At 71.0% G+C, this 13,337-nt stretch carries 9 protein-coding genes; 2 read left to right on the plus strand and 7 right to left on the minus strand.

The genetic code is table 11. The features are described 5' to 3' along the window. Positions 1–49: 49 nt before the first annotated feature. Positions 50–3,979 carry an FxSxx-COOH system tetratricopeptide repeat protein gene (fxsT, locus tag ACTWLT_RS11760; protein WP_445318384.1) on the plus strand — a complete coding sequence of 1,310 codons (3,930 nt, stop codon included), beginning with the start codon at positions 50–52 and terminating at the stop codon, positions 3,977–3,979. Between the two features lie 24 nt (positions 3,980–4,003). Here fxsT and ACTWLT_RS11765 read toward each other — a convergent pair whose 3' ends face one another. From ACTWLT_RS11765 to ACTWLT_RS11775, 3 genes are all read right to left on the minus strand, one after another. Next, positions 4,004–5,878, minus strand: coding sequence for an HEXXH motif domain-containing protein (locus ACTWLT_RS11765; RefSeq protein WP_445318385.1), 1,875 nt, complete (start codon positions 5,876–5,878; stop codon positions 4,004–4,006). Then, a complete protein-coding gene (locus ACTWLT_RS11770) occupies positions 5,868–6,086 on the minus strand; it encodes a hypothetical protein (RefSeq protein ID WP_252417620.1) in 219 nt (72 codons plus the stop codon). The genes ACTWLT_RS11765 and ACTWLT_RS11770 overlap by 11 nt, the downstream gene beginning before the upstream one ends. A 143-nt stretch (positions 6,087–6,229) precedes the next feature. Next, the gene (locus ACTWLT_RS11775) at positions 6,230–7,345 is read right to left on the minus strand and encodes an effector-associated domain 2-containing protein (protein ID WP_445318386.1); all 1,116 of its coding nucleotides are present in this window, start codon (positions 7,343–7,345) and stop codon (positions 6,230–6,232) included. 160 nt (positions 7,346–7,505) lie between these two features. Between ACTWLT_RS11775 and ACTWLT_RS11780 the strand changes: the two genes are divergently transcribed. Beyond that, a complete protein-coding gene (locus ACTWLT_RS11780) occupies positions 7,506–8,924 on the plus strand; it encodes a WGR domain-containing protein (protein ID WP_445318387.1) in 1,419 nt (472 codons plus the stop codon). 13 nt (positions 8,925–8,937) lie between these two features. Here ACTWLT_RS11780 and ACTWLT_RS11785 read toward each other — a convergent pair whose 3' ends face one another. The 4 genes from ACTWLT_RS11785 to ACTWLT_RS11800 form a co-directional block, all read right to left on the minus strand. Next, positions 8,938–10,368 (minus strand): FAD-dependent oxidoreductase, encoded by a 1,431-nt coding sequence (locus tag ACTWLT_RS11785; RefSeq protein WP_445318388.1) that lies wholly within the window; start codon positions 10,366–10,368, stop codon positions 8,938–8,940. 131 nt (positions 10,369–10,499) lie between these two features. Further along, positions 10,500–11,294: a S1 family peptidase gene (locus ACTWLT_RS11790; RefSeq protein WP_445318389.1), complete on the minus strand. Its 795-nt coding sequence runs from the start codon at positions 11,292–11,294 to the stop codon at positions 10,500–10,502. Positions 11,295–11,484: 190 nt separating this feature from the next. Next, positions 11,485–12,225: an N-acetyltransferase gene (locus ACTWLT_RS11795; protein ID WP_445318390.1), complete on the minus strand. Its 741-nt coding sequence runs from the start codon at positions 12,223–12,225 to the stop codon at positions 11,485–11,487. Between the two features lie 85 nt (positions 12,226–12,310). Beyond that, the gene (locus tag ACTWLT_RS11800; protein ID WP_445318391.1) at positions 12,311–13,327 is read right to left on the minus strand and encodes a LacI family DNA-binding transcriptional regulator; all 1,017 of its coding nucleotides are present in this window, start codon (positions 13,325–13,327) and stop codon (positions 12,311–12,313) included. Between the last annotated feature and the right edge of the window lie 10 nt (positions 13,328–13,337).

The raw sequence follows: 13,337 nt of genomic DNA on the forward strand, positions 1-13,337 counted from the left end.
GAAGCGCCGGCTGGCGTACGCGCCGGCCGGACGGAAGCACTGCCGGCGGGTGCCGTCGCATGCGGCCACCGTGGCCCGGTTCGGGTCGCTGATGAGCCAGTCGACGCCGTTGACCTCAGCCCCCGGCCGACAGGCCGACGGGCCGCCGCTCGGGCCCACCGGCGACAGCCGGGAACTCGTCGTGGTCGTCGACGACGACCCGGTGATGGAGTTCTGGGCCGACGAGATATCCACCTTCGTGGCGGTGCTGCGCGCCCAGAGCGTCTTCCGTTCGGTCGACGTCAGGCGGATGGGGGTCGGCGACGGCAGGCTCTGGGTGACCGGCGGGCCGGACGGTGACCCCGCCGCACCCGCGGATCTGGTTGACCCGGCCGGACAACGCGTCGTCTTCCTGCTGACCCACGGTGGTTCCGAAGCCTGGCTCGGCGGGCTCGTCCAACCCGTCCTCGCCTCCTGGGCGGCCCGCATGATGGTCGCCGTCGTCAACGTGCTGCCCCAGCAGCACTGGCGCGAACGACGGATGGAGACGACCGAGGTGGCCTGGAGCCCGGGCGGCTCCGGTGCGACGACCACCGGGTGGTCGTGGCGGGTGAGCGGTCTGGACCTGCGCCCGCCGGGCGAGCAGAACGACGCCCTGCTGACGGCGGTACCGGTCATCGAACGCGGCACCGACTGGCTGCACCGGTGGAGCCGGTTGCTGGCGGACCCCGCGCCGGACGACGTGCGGCTGCCCGCGCTGCTCCTGCCGCCGGACGGCTCGACCGCCTCCCGGTTGAGGCACTCGCTCAGCGCCCACGATCTTGTCGCCCGATTCCGGGCCACCGTGTCACCCGCGTCGTTCACGCTGGCGACGCGGCTGGCGGCCGCTCCGCTCAACGCCCGGGTGGTGCGCGCCCTGCTCAAGACGGTGGTCCGGTCGGGGCCGGCGCAGTTGACCGAGGTGCTGACGAGCGACCTGGTGCGCCCCGTCCTGCACGGGGGCGCGACCACGAGTGACACCCGCATCAGGTACGAGTTCGTCCACGGCGTCCGCGAGCGTCTCCTCACGCTCGGGTACCGCGACCGCACCATCGAGGTCCAGCACGTCGTGGAGTACGAACTCGCGCACGACGTCGAGGCCGTGCGCAACCTGACACTTCGCATCAAGGATCCGCGGAACGCGTCGTTCGGGCGCGTCACTCCGGCCGCCGAGCCGTACCTGCGGGTCGAGTTGGCTGTTCACCTCTCACTGGGCGGGCCGAACCTTGGCGCGGCCACGCGGCTCGGCCAGGCACTCGGGTCGCCCATTCCACGGCAGGTACGTCGAGTAGTGCCGCCGTCTTCCGTTACCGCTCACAGGACCATGGAGTCCGGAATGTCTGACAGAGTGAAATCGCCGGGCCCGGGGGTCTCGTTCGGCACCACCACGCCTGACACATTGGCCACCGATTCGGACGTCATCCCCGGCAGGCTGCGGATCCACGACCTGGAGACCGCGCATCGACTCGACGGACAGGCACCGGCGATCGTCGGCAACCTTCCGCTGCGGAACACGAACTTCACGGGCCGGCGCGACCTGCTCGACTCCCTGCACCAGCGCCTGCGCGCCGGCACCACCGCCGTCCTGCCGGAGGCGGTGCACGGCGCCGGCGGGGTCGGCAAGTCCCAGCTCGTCATCGAGTACGTCTATCTCCATCAGCAGGACTTCGACCTCATCTGGTGGATCCCGGCCGAGCGCCCGGCCCAGATCCAGTCCGCGCTGGTGGAGCTGGCGGTGCGCTTGAACCTGCCGGTGCCGTCGACGGCCAACACGGCCGTGCCGGCGGTGCTGGAGGCGCTGCGGATCGGCCGTCCGCACACGAACTGGTTGCTGATCTTCGACAACGCCGAGGACCCGGACGACGTCGAGCGGTTCTTCCCGACGGGCGGCCCGGGGAGCATCGTGGTCACCTCGCGCAATGGTGCGTGGCGGGAGATCGCGAGCAGTCTTCCGGTCGACGTCTTCGACCGGCAGGAGAGCATCGAACTGCTCCGCCGTCGAGGCCCGGACCTGGCCGTCGACGACGCCGACCGCCTCGCCGCGGCCCTGGGCGACCTTCCGTTGGCCATCGAACAGGCGGCGGCCTGGCGCGCCGAGACGAGGATGCCCGCCGACGAGTACCTCGAACTCCTGGATGCCAGCCGCCCGGTGCTCGACGACGGTACGGCGACGCAGGATTACCCCGCACTCGTCGCGGCGGCGTGGAACGTGTCTCTCAACTGGCTACGTGACCAGGACAGCTCGGCACTACGGCTGTTGCAGGTGTGTTCGTACTTCGCGCCCGAACCGATCGGCAAGGTGCTGCTGTCGAAGCCGCGCGCCCTTCGCATCCATCCCGACCTGGATCCCCTCGTCCGCAACCCGATCCGCCTCAACCGGGCGATCCGTACGATCGGTCGACTGTCGCTGGCCAGGATCGACCACCGGACGAACTCGTTCCAGATGCACCGTCTCGTCCAGCGCGTGTTGATCAACCAGATGGACCCGGAAGACCGGGAGGCGATGCGCCACGGCGCCCACCTGCTGCTCGCCGGCAACGACCCCGACCAGCCGGACGACGCCGACCACTGGCCGCGGTACGCCGAGTTGTATCCGCACATCATCGCCTCGGAGGCCGAGCGGTGCTCCAACGAACTCGTGCGGGACATGGTCCTGAACGAGGCGAAGTACCTGTGGCGGTGGGGTGACCACCTCGGCGCCCGTGACCTCTCGCAGCGGGCGTGGACGGCCTGGACCTCCACCGCCGACGGCGCCGACCCGGACAGCCTCCGGATGGCGAGCTGGCTTGGTTTCATGCACTTCGTCGTCGGTGACTACGCCGCCGCGGCAGCACTCAACGCCCGGACGCTGGAGTTGTACCGGCAGACCCGCGGCGACGACCAGGAGGAGACCCTGGACGCCACCGGTGCCGTGGCCGCCGACCACCGGGTCGCCGGTGACTTCACCGGCGCGCTGGATCGCTCGCTCATCGTCTACGAGCGGGCCAAGCAGAACTTCGGCGAGGAGGAGCCGTTCACCCTGCGCGCCGCACACAACCTCGCGGTGAGCATGCGACTGTCCGGCCTCTTCGGGCGAGCTCTCCAACTCGACGAACAGACCTATCAGCGGCTGGTGCAGATCTACGGCACCGACCACCCCGACAGCCTCAGCACCTTCGGCGGCATCAACCTCGACCGCCGTGAACTCGGTGACTACGTCGCGGCGCACGCCAACCAGGAGAACGTCGTCGCGACGGCCCGTCGGATGCTGAAGTACGACGACCACCCGGATCTTCTCCGGCAGAGCCACATGCTGGCGAGCTTCCGGCGCAAGGCCGGTCACCACCACGACGCCCTGGACCTGTCCAGCGACGTGCTCCGCCGCTTCCGTACCCGCTACGGCGACAGCCACCCGGACACCGTGCTCGCCACGCTGACGTTCTCCATCGACCAGCGGCTGACCGGTGACCTCCGTGCCGCGCGGGAGGCAGCGGAGGTCGCGGTGGAGGGTCTGCGCCGGCTGTACGGCGAGCAGCACCCGCACACCGCGGGCGCTCAGGTGGACCTGGCGGTGACACTTCGGCTGCTGGGCGAGTGCGAGCAGGCCCGGGAGCTCGACCAGACGGCGCTGCAACGGCTGACCAACCGGCTCGGCGAGTCGCATGCCCTGGTGATGGCTTCCCGGATCAACCTGGCGAGCGATCACTACGAGCTCGGCGACTACGAGGAGGCTCACGCCCTCGACCTGGCCACCCTCGCGACCTGCCGTCAGGTCCTCGGCAGCAGCCACCCCACCACGCTCGTGTGTGCTCTCAACCTCGCCATGGACCTTCGGGGCCTGGGACGGGAGGCGGAGGCGGGCATGCTGTTCGACAAGGGCCTCGAGCAACTGCGGCAGACCCTCGGCGTACGGCACCCGGCCGTCGCGGCGATCGGTGCCGGCGTACGGGCCAACTGCGACATCGACCCGCTTCCGTTGTAGCGGCACCACGTCCGACCCGGCGGGTCACACAGTCAGCCAGCCCGCCGGGTCGAACGTGTCGAGTTCCTGGTCCGGTACGCCGCGGCCGACCCAGTCGGCCAGCTCGATGGGGTCCAGCGCCACCGTTGCGTGGCCCCGCGACCGGAGCCTGTGGACGACGGCCAGGACGAGCTCCGGACGGCCCAGCAGGGCGCGCGTGGCCGGGTCGGCGGGACGGTCGATCTGGGTGAGGCCGAGGCCCACCCAGCCGTGCACGCTCGACGGGTCCTGCCTCAGTTCACCGAGGTAGCCGGCACGCGCCCGCTCCAGGTCACCGGCCACCAGTGCGAGGTCGGCCGGGGTGGCGCCCGCGACCCTGGCGCCCACCGTCTCGGGCGAGGCGCACAGTCGACCGAACTCGTCCGGGTCGACCAGCAGGTATCTGCGCAGCACAGCCCTCGCGTCGAGCAGACCCTCCGGAGGCGCCGCCAGCACCTTCCGGCCGTCGATGGCGAGGACAGCCTCCGCTGCCGGGTCGCGGCGCTGCCAGGCCACCGCCAGCGCATCCCGGTCGGCCGGGTCGAGGCGCACGTTGTGGCCCCGCCACATCGCGCGGTGATCGAGGGCGACGGCGTGCGCCGCATCGAGCGCGGTGACAGGCACCTCGTCTTCCTGACAAGTCTCCAGTTCCGCGTGCAGCGTCTCGACGAACCGCTGGCCGTGCGTGGTCAGACGGCCGGACGCCGCCATGAGCCGCAGTACGCCGAGGGTCTGCCGCCGCCACAGCGCGAACTCGAAGTCCGCGGCGGCCCGGTCGGTGGGCGACGCGTGGTGTCGGTGAACCCGCCAGAACCGGGTGATGCCGGCGAACGCGTACGCACCCTGAAGAACGCCGGCAAGTGGCCTGGGGTCGTCGCGCCACGGGGCGTAGTAGCGGATCGGGCCGCCGCCCTCGGAGAGGGCGAGCAGGTGCGACAACGCGCCGAGCTTGTGGTGCTGCGACTCGTGCACCAGGGTCACGGCCAACTGTGCCGCGTCGTCCGGCTCGGAGAGCAGGACGCCGCCGAAGGCCTCGGCTCCGGACGCGGACAGTTGGCGGAATCGATCCCGGCGTGGCAGCGGTGCCACGGTCCGCAGGATCCCGGCGATCGCCAGGGCCGTGCCGCGCTGCTCGCTGACCAGCAGCTCCCAGGCCTGCGCGAGACACGCACGCCAGCGGGCGATCTCGGGTGCCGACAGCGGCTCGGGCGACGAGGGGCCCCGCAGGTCCCGGTACACGTCACGATCGAGCAGTTCGACCCGGAGGCCGACGCCGTCCGCAGCGGCCTCGACGATGATCGGCTCATGCCAGTCCGGATCACCGGCCACGCACCGGACGGTCCGTCCGCCGGTCACCAGGTCGACCTGTCCGTCCCGGGCCCGCACGCGGACGACCGGGACGGCCGACGCGATCGAGGCGGAGCCCACGGTGGGTAGCACCGCCGCGCCGTCGCGCACCGGGATGTCGAGGTCGAAGGAGAGGCCCGCGCGGACAGCGCTCGCCGCGGCCAACGCGTGCAGGTATCCGACGTCCAGCCACAACGGCACGAGAAGGTCGGCGTCGTCTCGCAGCCGACGCAGGGTGTGCGCGGCCCAGATGCCGACCTGTGGCCGGGCCAGGACGTCTTCGGTGACGTCCGGAGCGGCACCGTGCGCCTGGACCAGAAGCTGCCAGGCGTCAGCGACGGGCGCGAGCGGACCGGCGGCATCGGGCCGGGTGGCGCAGCTGTCCAGGAGGACCCGCAGCACGATCAGCCGCCAACTGCGCTCGGACCGCCAGAGCGCCTCGACGGTCCGTTCGGCTCCCCCACCGGACGCCAGGGCGTGAAAGTGCTCGGGTTCGAGGTACGTCGGCCCTAACGGCACGGGATCAGACGCCATGTTCCTCCGAATCCGGCCCGGTGGGCCGCCTCCGGCTCGGGGAGGAGCCGTTGTAGCCGCTGATGCTGCCCCCCGTATCGGCAATGATCGCGCGCACCCGCGAGATCGCCGCAGTCATGCCGGTGAGGTCAACGGATCGCAGGGACGCGACGTCGACCGTTGACAGATCGAGCAACTCAGACTCGATATCAGCGAGGCCTTCCTCCATGTACGGCAACCCTTCCGACGATGACAGTCGATAAGACCATCATCTCTCATGTTTGCAGCGCAACGAAAGCGTCACATGGAGCAACGGGTACGACAACCCGGATTCCGTGCCAGTCTGCGGTGCGCGGTGCCGGCGGCGCGCGATCACGTGTACGGCACCAGCCGGGCGGCCCCGGTCTCGACGCCGGCCATCGCCGCATCGTCGGTGGCGAAGAAGCGGACCGCCTCGACGAGTTCGGACAGTGCGCCCGGATACCGCAGACAGGTCCGTACGACGCTGATGGTGTCGAGCCGTGCCCCGTTGTGCCGCCGGATCGCCGCGTACACCTGGCCCCGCAGGAGGGACAGGATCTCCTCACGCTCGGCGGGCCGCCGGAACTCCGGTATCTCCAGCAACGCGTCCACGAGAGGGGCCATCACGGTGGGTGACGGTGACGCGGGAGCTGCCCGCACCGGCGGCCCCGCCTCGGGCTTTCCGAGAACGAGACCTTCGTCGCCCAGCCCGTTGCGATACCAGAGGTACGTCGGCGTCTGCCCGGTGAGACCACTCGCCCGCAACTCGGCGAACCGCTCTCGTAGCGTGGCCACCAACCGCCCCGGGTCCCCGAGCCAGTCCGTGTCGCCGGACTCGACCAGTCGCAGGATCTCCCGGCTGAACAGGCCGGTACGGCGGACCCGCAGGTTGGCAGCGGCCTGACCGAGACCAGCGGCGAACACCACGTCCTGCGTCCGGCCCTCGACGGGGACTCCGCTGGGGAAGGTCTCGTTGCCGGTCGAGCGCCCCGCCTCTGGACGCTCGCGCACCTGGCAGGCATCGACGATCCACAGCTGTCGGTTGAACGCCGGGACGAGGTCGGAGGCGAACGTCACGAGCATGGAATCGAGGTCGAGGGCGCCGGAATCGGTGGCGGTGGCGTCGGAGTAGTAGAGCCGCCGATGACGACCGGTGTCGACGTAGCCGTGACCACCCCAGATCACGTAGAGGGTGGATCCGCGTCGGGTGGGCAGCTCGCGCAGCAGCACGTCCCGTACGGTCCCGCGGTCGGCGGGCCGCACGACCACACCCGGAGGGACGACGTCCGGACCGGGGTCGGGCGCCAGCAGCACGGTCACCTGCTCCGGTGGCACCCCCCGCGCCACGAACCTGGTGGCGAACCGGACGGCGTCGTCGACCGGCCCGACCAGGCTCCACTCGCTCCCGGCCTCGTAACGGTCGATGCCGACGATGACGACGTGGGCATCGCGGGGATCGTGCGGCATCCGGTCACCATCCCCTCCCAGAGGTGCGCTGGCAAGCCACCAGGGAGCGGCACAGGCGGCGCGAGCGGCAGCCGATCTTGTCGGAGGCGACGGTTAGCGTGTGGGCACTGTCGCCGCGCCGGCCACGTCGGGCCGGTCGCTGACCCCCTCGGAGGCCCCCATGTCCCAGGAGACGACCTACCTCGAACTGTCCGAAGTGGACGGTGCACACAAGTTCTACGAGGTCGTTGTCGAGGACGCCACGCTGACCGTGCGCTACGGCCGGATCGGCGACCAGGGGCAGATTAAGGCGAGCGCCTACCCGGACAACGCCCGCGCCCGTGCCGCCGCCGCGAAGAAGATCGGGGAGAAGGTCCGCAAGGGGTACGCCCCGGCCGTCCCCGGCGTTCGACAGAAGCGCACCGTCTCCCGCCGCCAGATCGTCAGCACCCGCTCCACCGCCCACACCGCCCCGGTGCTGTGGCGCTACGACTCCGGTGCCCCCGCCTTCGGCATCTTCGTCGACGGGCAGCACTGCATGGTGGGCAACGAGCACGGGGTCATCACCACCCTCGACCACGACGCCCAGGTGCGCAGCCAGGTCCGCCTCCCCGACGGTGTGAAGTGCATCGTCGCCGACGACGCCTGGATCTACGCCGGCTGCGACGACGGCAACGTCTACGACCTCTCCGGCAAGGTGCCCCGGGTGGCGTACGCGATCGCGCCGGAGATCGACATCTACTGGCTGGACATTCACGACGGCGTTCTGGGCGTCTCGGACGCCGACGGTGGGATCGCCGCCATCGACCACGAGGACGAGTTCCTCTGGCGCCGCCCGGGGCGGGGGCGCTCCGCCTGGATGGTGCGCTGCGACACCGACGCGCTCTACCACGGCCATTCGCAGGGCGTGACCGGCTACGACTGGCGGACCGGTCGCGAACTCTGGCACACCAGGACCGGCTCGGTGCTCTTCGGATGGCAGGAGCCGGGCAGCGTGTTCGCCGGCACGGGCACCCGCGAGGTGGTGCGGCTGGCAAAGGACGGTCGGGTCGAGCGCAGCTACCGGTGCGACGCCCCGGTCTTCTCGTGCGCCACGGCCGAGGGCGGCCGGTACGTCTTCGCCGGTGACAGCCAGTCCTCGATCTACTGCTTCGACGCGGCGGGCACCCGGCTGTGGAAGCTCGGCACCGGCTGCGGGTCGGCGTACTCCATGCAGTACCGCGACGGTCGGCTCTACGTCGTCACCACCGGCGGCCACCTGGCGTGCATCGACGCCAGCGAGCCGGCGATCCGGGCGGCCCAGGTCGGGGACGTGCCGGAGGTGCTGGACGTCAAGGCGCCCCGCCAGGCACCCCGGACCGTGGAGCCGACGCTGGTCGAGGTGACCAGCGACGCCGGCGCGGGCGTGGTGGTGCAGTGCCTGGACGACCGGGGGCGGCTGCGGGTCCAGGTGCTCTCCGACGGCTATCGACGGGACTGGTCCGTGCAGTTCCCCAAGGGCATCCGCGAGCCGGGCGCCCGCTACCTGGTGACGGAGGTCCGCGAGTCCGGCCGCGGTGGGTTCTACCGGGCGTACGGCGACATCCGCCGGCTGCGCTGAGGGCCCTTCGCAGCTATGGGCTGTCGGTGGAGGCGGTGGCGGAGCGCCTCCGGAGCAGGCCCAGCCGGAGGGCCCGGAGCAGGGTGCCGGGGTGGCTCAGCGTCGCCGGATGGTCGAGCATGGTGGTGACCCGGCTCAGCCGGGCGTTGAGCACCGGATCCGTCAGCGAGGCCCGGAAGATCAGGTCACCGAACCATTTCGTGACCTTGTAGCCGGGCGGGTACGGGCCGTCGACGTGGGGGAGTTCGATGTCGGCGGCGGTGGAGATCTGCCAGGCGGCGTCGACGATGACTGCGACCTGGTCGAAGTAGGCCCGCGCCGGCTCGTCCAGCTTCGGGTCCGACCGGAGGTACGCGGACAGGCAGGAGGCGTGCAGCGTCGCGGAGGTCATGCCCTGGCCGTACACCGGGTTGAAGGAGGCGACCGCGTCCCCGGCGGCGACCAAACCGGCGGGCATCCGGTCGAGCCGGTGGAAGTCCCGGCGTCGACTGTCGGCCTGGTGGTACGTGACCACCCCGCCGATCATCTGCCCGTGCTCGGCGATGTCGCCGAACATCGGCGGATAGTGCTCGCGGCAGCGGGCGGTGAAGTCGGCGACGTCGCGGCTGGGCCGGTCCTCGTCGTAGCCGGCCACCAACATGATCCAGCGGTCCCCCTCGACGGAGTTGATCCCACCGATCCGCGCGGTACGGCCCTTGCCGGCCATGGTGTGGTAGACCACCACCCAGGCGTCGCTGACCTTCTCGTCCTGCTTGTAGAGCGCGGTCGCGTAGTTCAGCTTGATCGGCATCCGCTGCATGGGTGGGCGCGGCCACCCGTTGTCCGCCAGCCAGTCGCTCAGCCGGCTCGACCGCCCCATCGCGTCGACCACCAGGTCGGCCGGTTCGGCGACCGGCTCCGTGCCGCCGTCGGGCACGTACCGGGCGCCGGTCACCCGGCCGTCGGTGAGGACCAGGCCGTCGGCCCGGCCGTACACCATCCGGATGGTGTCGACGGCGAGGGTCCGCCGCCGGACCAGCGCCTCCAGGAACGGTCGCGTGGTGATCAGCGCCGGTCCGCTGCCGGAGGGCGCCGGTGGCAGCCCCAGCACCCCGTTCACGAAGATCTTGGCGGCGCCCTCGTCCTTCGGCGGAGGCGGGGCGCCGAGCGCGAGCGCCTCGTCGACGATGCCGGGAAACCAGCGCTCCAACTGGACCTGACCGGCCGGCAGCAACGCGTGCACCTGGCTGCCCTGCGGCACACCGGGCCGCGGTTCGCCATCCGCCTCGGACGGGTCCCGCTCGATGATCAGCACCTCTTCGGCGTGGTCGCTGAGCACCCGGGCCGCCATCAACCCGGCGATGCTGCCACCGAGCACGACCGCACGCCGCATGACCACTGTGGTCTCGGCCGGCCTGTCGGCTGTCGCTATCTCCGCGAAGATCCGGGACGGGGAGGGTGGCATGCGGTCGCTCCTCGGGGTGGTCGGGAAACCTCACCCACGACCGTAGCCACCAGAACCACCGCAGTCATTGGCCAGAACGCACACGGGCGGCCCGGGCCGTCGCCGGCCGGGCCGCCCGCTCGGTCGTACGGTCAGCCGCCGAGGCTGGCGGCGGCCGAGGCGATCGTCGAGGCGAAGTAGCTGACCTGGGTGTAGACACCCGGGTAGTTGGGTCGGGCGCAGCCGTTGCCCCAGCTGACGATGCCGACCTGGATCCAGGCGTTGTTGGCGTCGCGGCGGAACATCGGGCCACCCGAGTCGCCCTGGCAGGTGTCCACACCGCCGCTGGCGTAGCCGGCGCAGATCTCCTGGGCGGGGATGATCTCGCCGCCGTAGTAGGAGTTGCAGGTGGAGTCGCTGACGAACGGGACGGTCGCCTTCAGCAGGTACCGCTGCTGCGCGCCGCCCTCGCGGGCGGCACCCCAGCCCGCGACGGTGAAGGTGCCACTGTCGTAGGCGGTCGTGTTGGCGATCTTCAGGGTGCTCAGCCCGGTGACGGGGGTGGCCAGCCGGATCAGGGCCCAGTCCCGGCCGCTGCCGTTGTAGCCGGGAGCCCGGTAGACGTAGTTCGACCGGACGGTGATGCGGCTCGACGACTGGAGGTCGACCGTCCCGAGCGTCGCGGTGATGCTGGTGTTGGTGCCGGTGGCACCGACGCAGTGCGCCGCGGTGAGCACCAGCCGGGCGCTGTACAGGGCCCCGCCGCACCCCATCGAGAGCCGCACCATGAACGGGAACTCGCCCTGGGCGGCGCGGGTGCCACCGACGACGTTCGGCGTCATGGGGTCGTCGGCCGCGGCGGCCGGAGCCGCGAGAGCCAGGCTGCCCGCGGTCACCGCGACCAGGGCGGCGGCCAACAGGCCAGTGAGGGTACGCCAGCGAACCATGCATTCCTCCGCATCAGGAAGGCACGCCTCGTGAGCGCACCTGATTCGAGATTGCGGCCATCATATTGAGATCAATGGATTGCGGAGGACATCCTCTCTGGGTCCTACTTCCGGCGCTATGGATTCGGTAACGGTCCGGCGATCCGCCGGGCGTCTGCCGACAACCTGCGACCGGACAGAGAGGAGCGCATCAGAGGTGGTGGCGAACCCACACGTTCGGTTCGACGTAGACGCCGTGGTCATGCTCGACGTCGCACCAGACCGGGACGAGCGCACCCGGCACGTGCACCGGGCCGGTGCGGTCGAACGGCAGACCGGTCCAGCTTCGCCACTCCCGCAGCGTGCCCGGGATGGTCATCGACCGTGGGGCCACCGACTCGATCTCCCCGCCGGCGCGTACGTGCGTACGCAGCCACGGGTCGACCGGCAGGCCGTCGTCGCGGACACGGAAGGCGTACCGGTCCATCGGCTCGTCGGGAACCTCGTGCTTGGCGCTGGGGCGTACCGGCGCGACCAGCGTGCCGTAGCCGAGCCTGCGGGTGTTGTCGCGCATCGCGTCGAGCATCCTGGCGGACAAGCCCAGACCGCGGGCCTCGGGACGGATGCAGATCTCCAACGCGGAGACGGTGTTCGTCGGCGTACCGGCGAGGCGGTTGATCGTCGCCCGCTGCACGATCCGGTCCCATCCCCCGGGCGGCAGCCGTTCCTCCGTCCAGGACAGCGGCACGCTGTAGGCCCGCGCCACCGCGCGGTCCGGCTCACCGCGGTCGACGGCGAGGAGCACGAACTCCGGGTACAGCGTGTCGGCGAGCGCGTAGTACAGCGATGCCATCGGATCACAGGTCATGAACTCCGGCCAGGCGCCGTCGAAGTCGTCGAGCAGCGGCGCCAGTTCGGGTCGCTGCGCGACCGTCACAAACTCAAGATCCATCTGCCGGACGATAGCGGATCGCTCCGGCGGTGGCACCCGGGTTTTCTCCCCGTTTCCCTCCGCGACCTGGGGAACCCCCTGGTCGTCAGGTGCCCGCCGTGCCGGTGCTCTCCCGGCGGACGAGGCGGAACGGCGTCTGCACGGTCAGCGGTGCCGCGACCTCGGCGCCCTCGATCCGGGCGACGAGGCGGCGCACGGCGAGACGACCGATCTCCTCCTTGTCCGGGGCGATCGTGGTGAGGGTCGGCGTGCTGAAGCGTCCCTCCTCGATGTCGTCGATGCCAATCACCGCCACGTCCTCCGGCACCCGACAACCGGCCTCCGCCAACGCCCGGAGCGCGCCGATGCCGATCAGGTCGTTGTAGCCGAACACCGCGTCCGGGGGTTCGCCGAGAGCGAGCAGGTCGCGCATCGCTCTCCTGCCGTCGAGCCGACCGAACTCGTCGGTCCGGGCCACCAACTGCGGGCGGAACGGCAGGCCGGCCGCGGCCAGGGCCTCCCGGTAGCCGCGCATGCGCAGGTGCGCCGACTGCCTGTCGGCTCCGGGCGCCGCTCCGATGAACGCGATCCGGCGGCGTCCGATCGCCACCAGGTGCTGGATCGCCGCGTGACTCGCGGCGACGTTGTCGATGGCGATGTGGTCGTGCGGCACGTCGTAGACACCCTCACCGATCAGTACGAGCGGGGTGTCGGCGCTGCGGGCCAGCACCTCGTCCCGGCCAATCCGCACCGGACTGAAGATCAGGCCGTCGATGGTGTGCCGATGGGAGCCGTCGAGGAGCAGCAACTCCGCCTCGCGGTCCGCGGCGGTGTTCTCCATGACCAGCGTGTAGCCGAGCCCGGCGGCCTCCCGGATGGCGATCTCGGCCAGTTCGGCGAAGTAGGGGTTGTTCAGCTCCGGGATGGCCAGGGCGATCAGGCCGGTACGGCCCCGGCGCAGGTGCCGGGCGCCCAGGTTGGGGCTGTACCCGAGTTCGTCGATCGCCTGCTGCACCCGCTGCCGCGTCCGCTCGCCCACCGGCCGGTAGCCGTTCACGACGTTGGAGACCGTGGCCAGCGAGACGCCGGCCCGCTCGGCGATGTCCTTCAGGCTGACGCCCATCCACCGACCC

The sequence above is a fragment of the Micromonospora yongxingensis genome (assembly GCF_052601155.1).